This window comes from Legionella sp. PATHC032, from assembly GCF_026191185.1.
In the GTDB taxonomy this organism is placed as follows: Bacteria; Pseudomonadota; Gammaproteobacteria; order Legionellales; family Legionellaceae; genus Legionella.
Map to the genome: position 1 here is coordinate 954,714 of NZ_JAPHOV010000001.1, position 16,294 is coordinate 971,007.

The window sequence follows — 16,294 nt, forward strand, 5'->3', positions numbered from 1 at the left end:
AAATGTATTCTTTCAAATGAGGCTACAAAGCAAATTCTTCACCCAAATAAACCTGTCTTACTTGCTGATTGGCAAGTATGTCTTTGGGTGTTCCTTCGCAAAGAATTTTTCCCTGACTGACAATATAAGCGCGTTCACAAATGTCTAAAGTCTCTCTCACGTTATGATCTGTAATTAAAACCCCTATACCTTTATCACACAAATGCAGGATAATTTTTTTGATATCGATTACAGAAATTGGATCAACCCCCGCAAAAGGCTCATCAAGCAAGATAAAGGATGGTTCTATTGCCAGGGCTCTTGCAATCTCAACGCGTCTTCTTTCGCCGCCAGATAATGCCATGCCCAAGCTGTTTTCTATGTGAGAAATATGAAACTCTTGTAATAGAAGATCGAGCTTTTCTTCGCGCGTTTGATCATCTAAATCTTTTCTTAGTTCCAGAATTGCCATGATATTTTCGGCAACAGTAAGTTTTCTAAAAACAGAGGCTTCTTGCGGAAGGTAACTAATACCATGCCTTGCTCTCAGGTGCATGGCATCTTGAGTTATGTCTTTTCCGTTAAGAATAATGTGACCTTCATCACAGGGTTGCAGACCTACAATCATATAAAAACAAGTGGTTTTGCCCGCTCCGTTAGGACCCAACAAACCGACACACTCACCTTGCTTAATGTGAATGCTAACACCATTCACAACTGTTCGGCCCTTAAATGATTTTTTTAATTGCTTGGCCTCTAGTAAACTCATGATTTTTTTTCAGGATAAATAATTATTGTCGTTCTTGTTTTTTCGTCACTATGTGATAAAACATGTTGTTGCTGAGTATCATAACTAATTTTGGCTGCTGAAAGAGAGTTGGGTCCCTGTTCTATGCGAGCATTCCCTATTAATTCGATTAAATGTTTTAGCGGGTAATATTTTATAGTATCAGCATAGGCATGGAATGGGGGTTTATCGGGGGCTGTTATAGTCCAATAATGAGCCTGTTTATCTTTAGAGCCTTCAGCGATGGCTAAAGTGAGCTGATTTTTGGCATCTCCTTGCGTAATGGCTTTTGCTGCACGTAAATTGGTTGATCCTTGAACGAACTCAACATTTCCTATATAGACTCCCTGATGATTTTTCTGATTTAAATCGGCTGAATCAGAAACTACTTGCACCATTTTTTCCTTATCAAACGGAAGAGCATTTCCTGAAATGGAGCACAACATCAACAATAATAGTATAATGTATTTAACCTTTAGCTGGGTCATAACTACCTCTGGCTTTATGGAGTAATTCTACTCTTTTTTCATCCAAATAGGCATTCATTCCAGTAGACTGTATGATATTGCCTGGTTGTTCAAAGGTTACAAAAAGACTTGTTGTTGCTTTTTTTTCCTTGGGATAATAAGTAATCTCTTCAGTTTTTAAAGTGCTTTCCCTGGTGCTTTCTCCCGGATTTTGATGAACTACTACTTGCTCTATAAAAGTAATTTGCTTACCACCATCAAACGATTTTGCCCGTAATGAATTGATTTCCCACGCGGGTTGATTGTCTTGCTTAATAATAATATGAGGTTTTTTAAGCAAATGAAGATTATTGTTAGGAATATATTCTACCTGTGGAGTAGTTAATAAGTTAATTAACACACCTTCTGAATTAAATTGTTTGACGGTAAGCTGTGAAATTGTTGTGTCAACTTCATTTGAGAGCATTTTCTTATTGATAATAGATTGATTAAAATGAGCATAATACCAACCGGAGCCTGCTAAAATAAGCAAGGTCAAGAATAGCCAAATTGCTTGCTTGGTAGTATTCATTGTTTTAAATAGCCTGTGATTGCTAATTCTGCTTTATTTTGTGCGTTAAGAATTAAGTCACACAATTCCCGAACCGCACCTCGACCACCAGTTCGCTCTGTTCTCCAATCAGCAAATTCCAGAACTTGTGGTACAGCATTACTGACTGCAACCCCTAATCCCACTTGTTGTATTAAGGGTAAGTCAGGCAAATCATCGCCAATATAGGCGAACTCTTCATCATTAAGTCCCAATATTTTTTTTAGATGTTGGTAAGCGTTACGTTTATCAACCTGACCTTTATAATAATGAGTTATACCTAATTGCTCCATTCGATGGTCAACTACAGCGTTTTGAGCAGTAGTAATGATTGCAACTTGTATCCCGGCGGCCATTAGTAATTTTAATCCCATTCCATCTTGTACATGGAATGATTTCAGTTCATTACCATGATTATCAATGTGAAGAAGACCATCACTGAGCACTCCATCAACATCACAAATAAGACATTTAATTTTTTTCGCTTTTTCCAATAAGTCGTTCATTTTTTTCTCTATATTAAAAAACACCTGCTTTTAGCAAGTCATGTAAATGGAGTACCGCATAAGGTCTATTATCATTTTCAACCACCACCAGGGATGTGATGCTATATTTTTGCATAATTGCTAAAGCTTCGGCGGCCAACATGCCTTTAGGGATAGTTCTGCAGTTTTTAGTCATGACGTCCTTGATTAGAGTAGTGTTGATATTAAATTGACGTGTCAATGTCCGGCGGATATCGCCATCAGTATAAACACCTACTAAGTAGCCATGTTTGTCTACAACACAAGTCATTCCCAGTTTCTTATTCGTGACTTCAATTAAAGCCTCACTCACTGTTGCGTTTTCATTCGCTAATGGAAGTTGCTCTCCTGTATGGCATAAATCATCTATTCTTAGCAGGAGCTTCTTGCCAAGTGTTCCTCCGGGATGGGAAAGGGCGAAATCCTCTGCGCTAAATCCCCGTGCTTGTAAAAGAGATATAGCCAATGCATCTCCCATAACCAGCGATACCGTAGTACTGGTTGTTGGAGCAAGACCCAGCGGGCAGGCCTCTTGTTTAATACTGACATCCAAATTGACATCGGCAGATTTAGCCAGAGTTGATTGTTTATTGCCGGTCAATGTAATTAAGGGGACTTCAAGCCTTTTTAATAATGGAAGCAAAGTAACTATTTCATGGGTATTGCCCGAATTGGAAATGGCAACAACTATATCCTGGCGGGTTATCATACCCAAGTCTCCATGACTTGCTTCTCCAGGATGCATAAAAAAAGCGGGGCTTCCAGTACTGGAAAAAGTAGAGGCCAGTTTATTAGCTATATGACCAGATTTTCCCATGCCTGTGACAACAATACGCCCTTTGCATGATAAGAGTAATTCACAAGCTTTTTCAAAATGTTCATCAATTCGTTGAGTTAGCTCAAATACAGCTTGTGCTTCAGTTTCAATAACTGCTAGTCCAAGTGTGCAAAAGTTCATAGGTCGTTGAGTCGTAATTTTGTTTGGTTTTCATTCTAACATAATGCATTTAAATGATGTACCCTATATTTGAGTAACTGAAACATATGGATAGCTTATAACATTATTATTTATCCAAAAAACATACATATTGAGCTTTAATTTTTAAAAAAGATTTTTATTTGCATTTTATGAGTGATTATTGAGAAATTGGTGTTGTAAAAAAACTTTAAAAAAGTTTTTTTTTAATGGAAACGCAATTATTAAACACATTTTTATTTATCCAGTATATACTTCTTAATTAAAGATATAATAAAGCATTACCTGTCTTTGATGGATATCAAACTGGACATCATTACCCGTTAAAATAATAATTGGATAATAAAACATGCCTGATAATTGGGTTGAAATAAAAAATCTATTCTTTAGCCTTGATGATCACTGCATTTTTGATGGCATTGATATGGTAGTTAAGCAAGGCAAGATTACCGCTATTATGGGACCCAGTGGTTCTGGAAAGACTACTTTACTGCGGTTAATAGGTGCGCAATTAAGGCCTGACAGTGGTGAAATTTATGTTAATGGACAGAATATTCATCAATTATCCCGCAAATCACTTTATGAAACCAGGCGAAACATGGGATTACTTTTTCAAAGTAGTGCCTTATTTACACATCTTTCAGTATTTGAAAATGTTGCTTTTCCATTAAGAGAACATACTGAATTAAATGCATCCATGATAAGAAACATTGTATTAATGAAACTCGAAGCAGTTGGTTTGCGTGGAGCCGCCCATCTAATGCCCGCTCAATTATCAGGTGGAATGTGCAGGAGAGTTGCATTAGCCAGAACTATTGCCCTTGACCCTGTATTAATGATGTATGATGAGCCTTTTACGGGGCAAGATCCAATTTCTATGGGGGTATTGGTCAGATTAATACAACGATTGAATCAATTATTGCATACCACTACTATTATCGTATCTCATGATGTTGAAGAAACTTGTTCAATAGCAGATTATATCTACTTAATATCAGGGGGTAAAATTATAGGTCAAGGTACTCCGGATGAATTAAAGCGATCTATTGAGCCTCAGATAAGACAGTTTATGCATGGAGAAGCGGATGGGGTGGTGCCTTTCCATTATCCGGCAAAGCCGTATACAGAGGAGTTATTAAATGCTTGACACAATCGCGCGTCTGGGGAATCGAGGTGTACAAGCCTTACAAGGTATTGGCAGTTCAGGACTGTTTTTATTTTCTATGTTGTTCAGGAAGCCTAATCTTTTAAGGTTATGGCCATTATTACGTTATCAGCTTTATTTTATCGGGGTATTGTCTTGTTTAATTATTGTGGTATCAGCCTTGTTTATTGGTATGGTTGTCGGACTTCAGGGCTATAATACGTTACAAAAATTTGGTGCTTCAAGTCAATTAGGTCAATTATTGGCTTTAAGTGTCGCCAGAGAATTAGGACCTGTGATTAGCGCTCTGTTGTTTGCAGGGCGTGCTGGGTCTGCTCTTACAGCTGAAATTGGTTTAATGAAAGCAACAGAACAGTTATCCAGTATGGATATGATGGGAGTAGATCCTTTAGGAAGAGTGGTTTATCCGCGTTTTGTGGCAGGATTTATTGCGTTACCGATACTTGCTTTGATTTTTTCTGCAGTAGCTATATATGGCGGTTATTTTATTGGTGTTTACTGGTTAGGTGTGGATGCAGGGAGTTTTTGGTCTAATATGCAAGCTGCAGTAAATTTTCGTATAGATATCTTAAGCGGGATTATAAAAAGCTTGGTTTTCGCATTTGTGGTCACCTGGATTTCTGTATACCAAGGTTTTGAGTGTGTGCCAACAGCTGAAGGCATCAGTCATGCTACAACTAAAACTGTAGTATACTCGTCGCTTGCTGTATTAGGTCTTGATTTCTTGTTGACTGCAATGATGATTGGAGATTGGTAAATGAAAAAGCAACGTTATGTAGACATTAGTGTAGGAATATTTATGTTGCTTGGGCTGCTTGCATTATTAGTAATGGCGATGAAAGTGAGTAACATTACTGATTTTATGTCTGATAAAACTTACCGTGTCACAGCAGACTTTACTGATATCGGTGGTTTAAAGGTGCGAGCTCCAGTAACCGTTGCAGGTGTTCGTATTGGTGAGGTCAGTCGAATTGAGTTGCAGCCAGGTGAGCTCAATGCAAGAGTCACTATGACTTTGAATAGTGATAAAAAGATTCCTTATGAGGATGCTTCTGCACGAATTTTGACCGAAGGCTTGCTTGGTTCGAATTATATTAGTATCGTTCCCGGTTTTGACGAGGACGGTGACACAGATCATCCCTATTTACGTGATGGAGATACCATTGCGAAGACTCAGGAAGCAATTATCCTTGAAAATCTTATAGGCCAATTATTATTTAATATAAAAAAATAGGTGAACCATGAGAGTTTTTAAAACAATTTTATTAGTTGTGTTGATGACATTATCTCAATCAATGGTTGCTCAAACCTCTCCTATCCCTATGTTGGAACGCGCTGCTAATCAAATTATTTCTATTCTCAAAGAAAATAAAGCGCGTTTAAAAAGTAATCCTGAGATTATTTACAAAGCGGTTGAGGAGAATCTTTTACCTAACGTTGACGTTGCTGGTATGTCTCGTTCAGTCCTGGGAAGGCAAGCCTGGAGTAAAGCCACTGAAGCAGAAAGAGTTCAGTTCTCAAAAGCATTTACTCGCTTGGTAATTCGTACATATTCCAGCCCATTGGCCCAATATTCCGATGAAACAGTGCAATTTTTACCTTTACGCGGTTCTTTAAATAGTCGGTTTATTCGTGTAAATAGTGTGATTGTGCGTTCTGCGGGACAAAATATACCATTAAGTTATAGTCTTGTGTCCAAGAATGGGAAATGGAAAATTTATGATATAAGTGTTGAAGGTGTTAGTTTGTTGCAAAGTTTTAGATCGCAATTTGCTCAGGCACTGCAACATTCCAGTATCAGTCAAGTGATTAAGGAAATGCAACAAAAACAAATTAAAAAGGCTTCCTGATTGTGGAAATTAATAACTTTAAACCTGGCGCTGAGCTTACATTCAAATCAGTGGTATCGGTTCGTGACAAGCTGTATAAAGCTTTAATGGAAGATACCAAAGAGAAATTTTGTCTTGACTTAAGCGAGGTGACCCATTGCGATAGTGCTGGACTTGCTTTAATTATTGAAGCTAGAAAATTATGTAAACAAAATAATAAGGTTTTTGATGTAATAGGAATATCTCCTGAAACTCAATCCCTGGCTGAATTCTGTGGAGTGAAGACTATTTTACAAACATCTTGAAATAATTCAGAGCTAGAGCTATTTACTATTCCATAGAACTTATCCCTTTAGAGCGCTAGGATCTATCGACATTACTACTATCTTGGCTTTAAAACGCGGGTTTTCTGTGCTCCGTTGCTTAAAAATCAAGGTCTTGGGTTTCAAGTTAACAGACTCTAGTTGTCCTCCTGAATTGATAAATTCCCATGAATTTTGAAGTAATGTTATGGCTGGTTAAACAATCTAAATTATAGAGAATGAGGGCGTAGACACGGAATTTTTGATAATCATTTAGTCATATCCATTAATTTTTATCAATAAAAGTATAAAAAATTTGTATTTATTTTAATTAGTGAGCTAAGTTTATGTTAAGTAATGAAGAAATTGAACAAAGACTTAATGAAATTGACGATGTATTTTATGTCAAGGTAGAAGGGGATGGTTATCAATATCAGGTAACTGTAGTGACCGATATCTTTCTTAATAAGTCTAAAGTAGCAAGACAGCAATGGGTTTATGCCCAGCTTAAAGACTTTATTACCACCGGAAGGCTTCATGCTATCAGTATGAAGACATGGACAAAAGAAGAATGGGGGAAGCAACATGGATAAATTATTGATTAATGGTGGTAAAGCATTACATGGTGAAGTGGTTATTTCGGGAGCAAAAAACGCTGCCCTTCCAATCATGGCTGCCAGTCTATTAGCTAGTGATCATGTCACAATATCTAATGTACCTCATCTTAAAGACATCACTACCATGATGGAACTGTTAGGACAATTAGGTGCTCATTTAATCGTTGATGAAAAGATGAATGTTCAGGTTGATTCCAGTCAAGTCAATGAGTTTGTTGCTCCTTACGATCTGGTCAAAACAATGCGCGCTTCCATTCTGGTATTAGGTCCAATGCTGACTCGCTTCGGTAAGGCAGATGTTTCCTTGCCCGGTGGATGTGCCATTGGAACAAGACCAGTTGATCTGCATTTAAAAGCATTAAGAGCCATGGGGGCAGACATTACTGTTAAAAATGGCTATATTAATGCCCGTTGCAAAAAGGGACGTCTGCAAGGTAAACGCTTGATGTTTGACACAGTTACTGTCACAGGAACTGAAAATGTATTAATGGCTGCTGTGTTGGCAGAAGGCATTACCACGATTAAAAATGCTGCGCGTGAACCTGAAGTGGTCGATTTGGCTAACTTTCTGATTCAAATGGGGGCGAAAATACGAGGAGCAGGTACTTCAACTATTGAAATAGAAGGTGTGGAGTCATTAAGCGGAGGGACTTATTCAGTCATGTCCGATAGAATAGAAGCGGGCACTTATTTGGCAGCCGGAGCACTTACTCGTGGTCAAGTTACTGTTAAGAAAGTACGTCCTGATACTTTATTGTCCCAATTATGTAAATTCGAGGAGGCGGGCGCGGAATTAACTATTGGTGAGGATTGGGTCAGTTTAAATATGCATAACAAACGCCCTCAGGGAGTTAATATTTCTACCGCCCCTTATCCCGCATTTGCGACAGATATGCAAGCTCAATTTATGGCAATGAATTCTGTAGCAGAAGGTTCATCAACTATTATAGAAACTATTTTTGAAAACCGATTTATGCATGTCCAAGAGTTACAGAGAATGGGAGCTAATATTCAACTCAATGGAAATACAGCTATCGTTCATGGTGTTGAAAAATTAACTGGTGCACCGGTAATGGCTACTGATTTAAGGGCATCAGCCAGTTTGATTCTCGCAGGCTTGGTTGCTGAAGGGGAAACAATAGTCGAGCGAATTTATCATGTTGATAGAGGTTATGAGCGAATAGAAGAAAAGTTATCTCTATTGGGAGCGGACATTAAGAGAGTTTCTGACAGGTGATTACAAGAGATGAATTAAACCTTTTTTTACTGGATTTCTTGAATTGCTCTCAATATCAGGATTATGCACCTAATGGAATTCAAGTTGAAGGTAAAGACAATATCAAACGTATCTGTACGGCAGTCAGTGCATCAGAGGATGTGATTTCCCAGGCTATTGAACGGCAAGCTGATGCACTGTTAGTTCACCATGGCTATTTCTGGAGAGGTGAAAATCCTGTTATTTCCGGAATGAAAAGGCGAAGGCTTGCTAAGCTACTAGGCCATAACATGAATTTATTTGCTTATCATTTGCCTTTGGATTGTCATCCTGAGTTAGGAAATAATGCCAGCTTGGCGAATTTGTTGTTAATAGAATCCCCTGAGATGAATAAGATCAACAATACGGCCAATCTGCTTTGGTCTGGAAAATTATCAAAGGCAATGAATAGCGACCAGTTTTCCATTTTCTTAGAACATAAACTTGGTCGGTATCCTGTACACATTGCGGGAAATGAAAAAATGATCCACTCCATAGCCTGGTGTACAGGAGCAGCACAGGACTTTATAGAGGAAGCTTATCAACTTGGCGTTGATGCTTATTTAAGCGGTGAAGTTTCTGAACGAACGTTTTATCAGGCTATGGAATTGGGTATACAATATTTTTCTTGTGGTCATCACGCCACGGAGCGTTTTGGCATTCAATCCCTTGGGGCTTATCTTGCAAACTATTTTGACTTGCAACATTGGTTTATAGATAGTCCTAATCCGATTTAAAAAAACAGGACTTACGATAAACCCCAATCTCTTTGTTAAAAAATGTTTTTAATTCGGTCATTTAGTTTATCTAAACTCCCTCATTAAAAACATTTTTTTCCTCGACCTTGGGGTTTTTCGTTCGTCTTGAAGAATAGATCATGATGAAATTGATGGAGTAAGTATTGACTGGAAGGAAGTCAAGAAAACTATACTTGCATTTTACCATCTACAATGTGAATTACTCTGTCCGCTGTCGCAGCAAAATTAATATCATGGGTTACAATGATCACTGCTCTTTTGTATTCATGAGCAAGTTCTTTTAGTATATTTTGCACATTGGTACTTGAAGCGGTATCAAGATTTCCAGTTGGCTCGTCTGCCAAGAGCAATATAGGATCATTGGCCAGAGCTCGTGCAATAGCTACTCGCTGGCTTTGGCCTCCTGAGAGTTGTTGAGGTAATTTTGATAATTGATCCTCTAAGCCTAAGCTGGTTAAAAGTTTGGTAGCTCGGTTTTTCATTTCCACCAGACTTAGTTTGCCTAAACGTTGCATAGGCAACATCACATTCTCCAGTGCTGTAAATTCAGGTAATAGAAAATGGAATTGAAAGACATAGCCAATTTGAGTTAAGCGCAACCTGGTCAGTTTTTCTTCCTCATAAGTTGAAACATCTTCATCATTCAGCCAAATGATTCCTTGAGAAGGTCTGTCAAGCAAGCCTAGCAAATAAAGCAATGACGATTTGCCAGAACCTGAGGGTCCAGAGATTACTAAAAACTCACCTTCTCTGACCTCGAGATTGATATCTTTGACTAAAGTGACGGGAACCTCACCTGACAGTTGGCGCGAAAGCTCTTTTGTTTTTATGACAATCTTGCTCACATTCCCCCTCCACGTAGGATATCAACAGGATGAACAAGCGCTGCTTTATGAGCAGGAAGAACTGAAGCTATGATTGAGGCGAACATTGCAAAAGCTGTTGCAATGGCAAATTGTAAGTAACTCCAATCGAGTGGCATATTAATCAATTCAGAACTTCCAGGTGGTTTGAATTGGACTTGCATAAGACTGTACATCAGTCCACTTCCCAAAGGCAGTCCTAACAAACATCCAACAAGTCCGAGAAGAAAACCTTCTATGATAAAAATAAATTGAATATCATGTTTTTGAAAACCGATTGATTTAAGTATGGCAATGTCTCTGTGTTTTTCCATTACTACAGTCGAAATAACATTATATATTCCAAATGCTGCGACAATTAAAACAGCACTAACCACGCTATACATAATGATATTTCGAATGACCAGTGTATTGAGCAAATCTTCCGATTTTTCCTGCCAGGAAATAGTTTTATAACCTATCTGTTTTTCAATTTGAGCGGCAATTTCATAGGCCTGATAGGGATTGGGAAGTTTTATAATTACGTTATTGGCGCGGTTAGGTCGGTTTAATAATGCTTGAGCGCGTTTGATACTAATGAACGCCTGATTGGTATCAAAATCTGAACGGCCAGTGCGAAATACACCAAGAATTTTGAAAGTACGTATTTGACCATTAGGTGTTGTCACAGTGATGTTATCATCTTTTGTCAGGGATAATTTACGCAAGAGCTCGCTTCCCAAGACAATACCATCGGGATTCACTATGAGATCATCAATCGAACCTGAAGTCATATAATTTTCAATAGTAGAAACTTTTTTTATCTCTTCAGGAATCATACCATTCAGAGTGACCGAATAATCTTTCCCTGCATAACTAATTAAGCTTTGCCCAATTAGAACAGGAGAAATAACAATCCCCGGGATGGTAAGCGATAAATTATTTATTGTTTGTTCATAGCCGCGAATCCCGCGAGGTTCTGTTAATGGTTTAACACTGCGAATTTCAATAGCACCCTGTTTGTATAGCTGTTGAATAGGCTGTATACGAGGGTTGCGATATTCATCGATAATCGTAATATGAGGTGAATTATCCACTAAGCGTCTAATAAAATCTTTTTCAGATCCCTGCATCAGTGAAGAAATTGTTAAAAAGAAGGCTACTCCCAATACAATGCCCATCAAAGAAACCAGGCTTTGTCGTTTGCGTGCCAGTAAATGTTTTAAAGCGATCTTTAAAAATAGCTTCATTATTCTTCCTGTTTCACAAGAATGAAACGTACTTTTTGCCCTTTTTTTAGCTTATTATCAGGTTGTAATACAACCAGATCATGAATACTTACACCTTTTAAAATCTCGATTTGATTCAATCCTTTTGCACCAATAGTCACTGTATTTTGAGAGAGTTTCCCATCATCCTGTACAAGCCAAACTTTGTTTTCAGAAATACTACTCACAGGCAGCAATAAGGCATTTTTCTTTTCATGGATAATAATATTGGTTTCAGCTGTCATGCCAATTAATAAAGGGTTGTTTTCTGTAAAACTAATACGAACTCTATAACTTCTGGCTATTGGATCGCCTTTTGGGGTGATGCTTTTGACGTGGCCATAAAAAACTTGATTTGGAAAAGCATCTGATCTTATCAACACTTTTTGCCCGACTTGGACTAATATAATGTCTTCTTCATCGACTTCAGCTGAAATTCTTAGCGGAGCGCAGCATGAAAGCCAAAATACAGGTTGATTTGCTGGGATTAGTTGTCCAACTTCACCGTCACGTTTAATGATACGACCATCGGCAGGGGCTACTAGTTGTAAGTAACTGATTTGAGCTTCAATTCTGTGCACTGCGGCACTGGCAGCTTGCCATTCAGACAAGGTGCGATCATATTCATCTTTGGAAATGACCCCTTTTTTAACTAATTGAGCATTCCGTTCATATCTTATTTTTGCTAATTTTTCATGTTCTTTCAGCTCTTTTAGGTTATGTTGCAGGTGTTCATCTTCCAGGCTGGCTAATATCTGTCCCTTTACGACTTCAGAACCCTCATCTGCATTCAACTTGATAAGGCGGGCTGTGTTTTGTGAGGCAATTGGCATCATGATGGTTGGTTCGACTGTTCCTGTGGCATAAACAGCTTGAACTGCAGTTCCATAAACAGGATGTACAACTTTGACAGTTCCAATTATCCATAAGTAGCGAATAAACCATATTATTGCAATGAAGGCTAAGCCTGAAACTACAAAAGTTAAGTATTTTTTCATAAACGACTAGCCTATGATATGGGCTTTTAAAGTGCTGGTTGATAATCTCATTTTATTTCCTATTTATAACATTGTTTATAACCTTTGAAAAATTATCTTGGTATAGTGGTTTTGCCTTTGGTCATCTTTAAATCATAGGCAGATATAAAAAACTCAGTAAGACAATCGTTCATTGCAGTACTGTTAAAAGAAGAATAAATCTCTCTTGTGCCTTCCAGTCATCCTAAGCTAACATTGTGCTAATACTTGGTAATGGATTGTTATAATGAGCAATTTTAGAAATTTCCTGGTTTTTATACTTTTATTTTTTTCTTTTTGCGGTCAGTTAACAGCTTCAAGTAAGCAGAATTTGGCATTTAGGAATTTTTGGCATCCTACTTATTTGGGACAACGTCTTGATTACTGTACTTTAGATGGGAAGGAGTGTGGAAAGGATGTAGCCAATCGTTATTGCCAAATGTTGGGTTATGATTACTCTACTCAAAATGTCATTGCCTATAACGTAGGTTTAACCAATTATTTGGGTAGCAGGGCTCAGTGTAAAGGATGGCGTTGTAATGGTTTTATGACGATAGTTTGTGCTATTGGTTTATCACATACTCCTCCCCAACCTTATCATTATCGAGAGAAGAAATTTGCCGTACCCCGTTACAATGATTACCGGGTCGATTGGTGTTTGGAACGTAATAAAGGTTGTGGTAAACAGGCAGCCAATTCTTTCTGTAATCGTATGGGATATATGCAAGCCAAGGATTTCGTTAAGCAGACTCAAGTGAGTGCTACGAAAACCATAGGAAGTCAGGAATTATGTTTTGGCAATCAGTGTAATGCGTTTAAGATGATTATTTGTTATAGATAAATCAAATGATTAGGTGGGCGATGGCTATGAGTTTTTAATTAGCATCAGGATAGATTGGTAATTTTTTAATTACAGCGATATGGCCTAATTTGATAGATTTTATGACGGTTAAAATAAATTGTGACAATTATTTGACAGTTATTCATTATGTGTCCGATACTTTAAATTAAATGACTCAAACTTAAGGATAGGTTTATGAGGAGCAATGACAGGATTTATATTATCGATGATAATAAAGAACGTTGTGACAAGCTTCGGACTATTTTTGATTTTATAGGTCAATCCTCTGAGGTCACTCAATATGACAATTGGCAGTTGAGTGTTAACCCTAATCCAAGTGTGATAGTGCTTGGAGCATGTGCCTCTTTTGAAAAAATGATGGATGAATTGGATGCATTAGTTAAACGGTTTCCAAAAACTCCTGTATTGGTTATTGACGCCGTGCTTTCTACATCTGAATGCGCGGATCGAAATGTGGTTGATTGTTTATCATTTCCGTTCAGCTATGCAAAAATGCTTAAGTCGCTTCACAGGTGTCAAATAGCTAAAGAAGCAGTTAAATTTATCACTGCAGGTACCCACAGAACCCCCTTGTTTAGAAGTTTGGTTGGGAATAGTGAAGGCATTCGTCAAGTACGCAAATTAATCGAGCAAGTAGCAGATACCGAGGCCAGTGTGTTGATTTTGGGTGAGTCAGGTACGGGTAAAGAAGTTGTTGCTCGCAATATACATTCCCTTTCATCCCGAGCAAATAAACCATTTGTCCCCATAAATTGTGGAGCAATCCCGGGGGAATTATTGGAGAGTGAATTGTTTGGTCATGAAAAAGGGGCATTTACAGGAGCGATTACATCAAGGCAAGGGCGTTTTGAGTTGGCTAATGGAGGAACTCTATTCCTGGATGAAATAGGCGATATGCCATTAGCTATGCAGGTTAAGTTATTAAGAGTATTACAAGAACGTTGTTTTGAAAGAGTAGGTTCCAATAAAAGCATCGAGGTAAATGTTCGTATTATTGCTGCTACACATAGAAATTTAGAAATTGCTATTCAAGAAGGGAAATTTAGAGAAGATTTATTTTACAGATTGAATGTATTTCCCATTGAAATGCCCCCACTTCGTAATAGAAGTAGTGATTTATCACTTCTTTTTAATGAACTGGTTTCTCGAATAGAAGGAGAGGGCAGACCTACCGTTCGATTAATGCCTGATGCTATGGATGCTTTATGCGAATACAGTTGGCCAGGTAATGTGAGAGAGTTAGCTAATCTAGTGGAGAGACTATCCATTCTTTACCCTAATGGTATTATTGGCAAGAATGATTTGCCTCATCGATTTCAAGGTGAATACAAGCCATCCTCTATAGAGGCTTCTGGGTCGGAGCGTGAAACTCTGTTGCAAATAATAAAACAGGAGTCAGTAGCTAATGCAGAAGGCATTGATTTAAAAGAACATTTAGTCAAGACTGAACTTGCCTTGATTAGCCAGGCCTTAGATGAGTCAGATTGGGTTGTTGCTCATGCAGCTAGTTATCTCAACATGAGAAGGACAACTTTAGTTGAAAAAATGCGCAAATATGGCTTAACTCGACCAGAAAGAATGGAACGATAGAGATTCAGCTTACTTCATATCACTTATTGGCTAGCACAGGATTATTTCTCTTTTTCCTGTGTTTCTTCTATTTTTGATTCAGGTTTGCTTTCTGTTTTTGGTTCGGGCTTACTTTCAGCTGCTTTACCTTCTGTGGGTTTCTCTTCAGTACTAACTGGCTGCGCTCTTTTTTGCTTGTAATCCTGAATTATTTCGCTGACACTGTTTTTAATTCCTTTGAATAATTTCGCAGTCATTGATGTTAACTCATTAAGATCTGGTAACTTCGATTTGAAATCACTCATGTCTTACTCCTCAGAAAAAATTGTTATTCTTTAATTATATACCGAGATTCAACTTTTGGTTAATGGCAGATTTTGAAAATTTTTTCTAAATAATTCATTAAGTTCCTTGGCTATCATCTATCTTTAAGCTCATGATAAATTGCTCTCGTTTCCTATTGCATCAGCCTAATTTAATGGTATTGAATTTCAATAGCGCTCTTAGACTGTTTCAGTACTAATTTTTAAATCCATGGATGGATCAGTCTCATTGCCGGTTTTAGTAACTTGCTGATAATTGGCAATTTGGCATGGACGGTTAATTTAAATGCATTAAACTCAGCCATTTTTTCTATTAAATACTCATCACTAGTAGCTAACTTATCGACGAGCCGGAGATCAAAAGCGTCTTTTGCTATCCAATGTTCACCAGTTGCAACCTTATCTATATCCAGTTGACTTCTATTTTTAAGAACATACTCTCTAAATGCGGTATGAATTTTTTCCAAATCTTCCTGAAACTTTTTTCTACCTTTTTCGGTATTTTCTGCAAAAAGTGTTAAGGTGCGTTTGTATTCTCCTGCAGTTAATAACTCAACATCAATGTTATTTTTCTTTAACCAGCGATGAAAGTTAGGAATTTGAGCAACTACGCCTATAGAGCCAATTATTGCAAATGGGGCAGCAATTATTTTATTTGCTACGCAGGCCATTAAATACCCACCGCTGGCTGCCATTTTGTCTATACTGACAGTCAAAGGAATTTTTTTATCACGGATTCGCTGTAATTGTGACGCAGCAAGTCCATAGCCATTGACGGCCCCTCCAGGGCTTTCTAATCTCACTAAAACTTCATCTTCAGGCTTTGCTATACTTAATATCGATGTGACTTCATCTCTTAGTTGTTCAACTTGAGTTGCTTTAATATCACCACTAAAATCAATGACATAAAGAACCGGGCGCTTGGTTTTATCTTTCTTCTTTTTTCCAGGTTTTTTTCCTAAAATCTCTTTATTCATTAAGGCATTCAGGTGCTCATACTCTTCATTAAGAGAGGTAATTTCCAGTTTGGGTTTGGTTTTGCGACCCATAGAAAATATGCCTGCCAGAAGAATGAGTAATGCGATGACGAGAGTGATGCATTTTAAGAGAAACATGCCATATTCACTAAGGAATTCCATCATATACCTTTGCAAAAAATAAAGCAG

At 37.8% G+C, this 16,294-nt stretch carries 20 protein-coding genes; 10 read left to right on the plus strand and 10 right to left on the minus strand.

Translation table 11 applies throughout. The features are described from left to right. Positions 1 to 22: 22 nt before the first annotated feature. From lptB to OQJ02_RS04355, 5 genes are read right to left on the minus strand one after another with little or no spacing between them, the layout of a single operon-like run. On the minus strand, positions 23 to 748 hold the full coding sequence (lptB, locus tag OQJ02_RS04335; protein ID WP_265718027.1) for an LPS export ABC transporter ATP-binding protein: 726 nt from the start codon (positions 746 to 748) through the stop codon (positions 23 to 25). Next, positions 745 to 1,254, minus strand: a complete 510-nt coding sequence (lptA, locus tag OQJ02_RS04340; protein ID WP_265718028.1) for a lipopolysaccharide transport periplasmic protein LptA — start codon at positions 1,252 to 1,254, stop codon at positions 745 to 747. Before lptA ends, lptB begins: the two co-directional genes overlap by 4 nt. After that, positions 1,235 to 1,804 carry an LPS export ABC transporter periplasmic protein LptC gene (lptC, locus tag OQJ02_RS04345; protein WP_265718029.1) on the minus strand — a complete coding sequence of 190 codons (570 nt, stop codon included), beginning with the start codon at positions 1,802 to 1,804 and terminating at the stop codon, positions 1,235 to 1,237. The genes lptA and lptC overlap by 20 nt, the downstream gene beginning before the upstream one ends. Next, positions 1,801 to 2,328 (minus strand): 3-deoxy-manno-octulosonate-8-phosphatase KdsC, encoded by a 528-nt coding sequence (gene kdsC, locus OQJ02_RS04350; RefSeq protein WP_265718030.1) that lies wholly within the window; start codon positions 2,326 to 2,328, stop codon positions 1,801 to 1,803. The genes lptC and kdsC overlap by 4 nt, the downstream gene beginning before the upstream one ends. A gap of 13 nt (positions 2,329 to 2,341) precedes the next feature. Next, entirely contained in the window at positions 2,342 to 3,304 is a 963-nt protein-coding gene (locus tag OQJ02_RS04355) for a KpsF/GutQ family sugar-phosphate isomerase (RefSeq protein WP_265718031.1), read from the minus strand. Between the two features lie 367 nt (positions 3,305 to 3,671). Here OQJ02_RS04355 and OQJ02_RS04360 point away from each other — a divergent pair, with 367 nt between their 5' ends. The 8 genes from OQJ02_RS04360 to OQJ02_RS04395 all read left to right on the plus strand — a co-directional run bounded on the left by OQJ02_RS04360 (position 3,672) and on the right by OQJ02_RS04395 (position 9,227). Next, a complete protein-coding gene (locus OQJ02_RS04360; RefSeq protein ID WP_265718032.1) occupies positions 3,672 to 4,469 on the plus strand; it encodes an ABC transporter ATP-binding protein in 798 nt (265 codons plus the stop codon). Continuing rightward, complete coding sequence (gene mlaE, locus OQJ02_RS04365; protein ID WP_265718033.1) at positions 4,462 to 5,244, plus strand: lipid asymmetry maintenance ABC transporter permease subunit MlaE; 783 nt, start codon at positions 4,462 to 4,464, stop codon at positions 5,242 to 5,244. The genes OQJ02_RS04360 and mlaE overlap by 8 nt, the downstream gene beginning before the upstream one ends. Then, positions 5,245 to 5,721, plus strand: a complete 477-nt coding sequence (gene mlaD, locus OQJ02_RS04370; protein ID WP_027268076.1) for an outer membrane lipid asymmetry maintenance protein MlaD — start codon at positions 5,245 to 5,247, stop codon at positions 5,719 to 5,721. It begins immediately after the preceding gene. A gap of 7 nt (positions 5,722 to 5,728) precedes the next feature. Continuing rightward, positions 5,729 to 6,337 carry an MlaC/ttg2D family ABC transporter substrate-binding protein gene (locus OQJ02_RS04375; RefSeq protein WP_265718034.1) on the plus strand — a complete coding sequence of 203 codons (609 nt, stop codon included), beginning with the start codon at positions 5,729 to 5,731 and terminating at the stop codon, positions 6,335 to 6,337. Between the two features lie 2 nt (positions 6,338 to 6,339). Beyond that, a complete protein-coding gene (locus OQJ02_RS04380; RefSeq protein ID WP_265718035.1) occupies positions 6,340 to 6,621 on the plus strand; it encodes an STAS domain-containing protein in 282 nt (93 codons plus the stop codon). A 344-nt stretch (positions 6,622 to 6,965) separates the two neighbouring features. Continuing rightward, the gene (locus OQJ02_RS04385) at positions 6,966 to 7,211 is read left to right on the plus strand and encodes a BolA family protein (RefSeq protein WP_027221209.1); all 246 of its coding nucleotides are present in this window, start codon (positions 6,966 to 6,968) and stop codon (positions 7,209 to 7,211) included. After that, the gene (gene murA / locus OQJ02_RS04390; RefSeq protein WP_265718036.1) at positions 7,204 to 8,472 is read left to right on the plus strand and encodes a UDP-N-acetylglucosamine 1-carboxyvinyltransferase; all 1,269 of its coding nucleotides are present in this window, start codon (positions 7,204 to 7,206) and stop codon (positions 8,470 to 8,472) included. Before OQJ02_RS04385 ends, murA begins: the two co-directional genes overlap by 8 nt. Beyond that, complete coding sequence (locus OQJ02_RS04395) at positions 8,469 to 9,227, plus strand: Nif3-like dinuclear metal center hexameric protein (RefSeq protein ID WP_265718037.1); 759 nt, start codon at positions 8,469 to 8,471, stop codon at positions 9,225 to 9,227. The genes murA and OQJ02_RS04395 overlap by 4 nt, the downstream gene beginning before the upstream one ends. Positions 9,228 to 9,415: 188 nt before the next feature. Here the strand turns inward: OQJ02_RS04395 and OQJ02_RS04400 are convergent, their stop codons facing one another. From OQJ02_RS04400 to OQJ02_RS04410, 3 genes are read right to left on the minus strand one after another with little or no spacing between them, the layout of a single operon-like run. Continuing rightward, on the minus strand, positions 9,416 to 10,093 hold the full coding sequence (locus OQJ02_RS04400) for an ABC transporter ATP-binding protein (RefSeq protein ID WP_265718038.1): 678 nt from the start codon (positions 10,091 to 10,093) through the stop codon (positions 9,416 to 9,418). Further along, positions 10,090 to 11,340, minus strand: coding sequence for an ABC transporter permease (locus OQJ02_RS04405; protein ID WP_265718039.1), 1,251 nt, complete (start codon positions 11,338 to 11,340; stop codon positions 10,090 to 10,092). The genes OQJ02_RS04400 and OQJ02_RS04405 overlap by 4 nt, the downstream gene beginning before the upstream one ends. Then, a complete protein-coding gene (locus OQJ02_RS04410; RefSeq protein WP_265718040.1) occupies positions 11,340 to 12,356 on the minus strand; it encodes an efflux RND transporter periplasmic adaptor subunit in 1,017 nt (338 codons plus the stop codon). Before OQJ02_RS04410 ends, OQJ02_RS04405 begins: the two co-directional genes overlap by 1 nt. A gap of 265 nt (positions 12,357 to 12,621) precedes the next feature. On the opposite strand from OQJ02_RS04410, the gene OQJ02_RS04415 reads away from it, so the two are divergent. Together OQJ02_RS04415 and OQJ02_RS04420 are read left to right on the plus strand one after the other, a co-directional pair. Continuing rightward, positions 12,622 to 13,215 carry a hypothetical protein gene (locus OQJ02_RS04415; protein WP_265718041.1) on the plus strand — a complete coding sequence of 198 codons (594 nt, stop codon included), beginning with the start codon at positions 12,622 to 12,624 and terminating at the stop codon, positions 13,213 to 13,215. Between the two features lie 195 nt (positions 13,216 to 13,410). Beyond that, positions 13,411 to 14,826 (plus strand): sigma-54 dependent transcriptional regulator, encoded by a 1,416-nt coding sequence (locus OQJ02_RS04420; protein ID WP_265718042.1) that lies wholly within the window; start codon positions 13,411 to 13,413, stop codon positions 14,824 to 14,826. 41 nt (positions 14,827 to 14,867) lie between these two features. On the opposite strand, the gene OQJ02_RS04425 is transcribed toward OQJ02_RS04420, so the two are convergent. Together OQJ02_RS04425 and sohB are read right to left on the minus strand one after the other, a co-directional pair. Continuing rightward, positions 14,868 to 15,110: a hypothetical protein gene (locus OQJ02_RS04425; RefSeq protein ID WP_265718043.1), complete on the minus strand. Its 243-nt coding sequence runs from the start codon at positions 15,108 to 15,110 to the stop codon at positions 14,868 to 14,870. Between the two features lie 221 nt (positions 15,111 to 15,331). Continuing rightward, on the minus strand, positions 15,332 to 16,267 hold the full coding sequence (gene sohB / locus OQJ02_RS04430) for a protease SohB (RefSeq protein WP_265718044.1): 936 nt from the start codon (positions 16,265 to 16,267) through the stop codon (positions 15,332 to 15,334). Between the last annotated feature and the right edge of the window lie 27 nt (positions 16,268 to 16,294).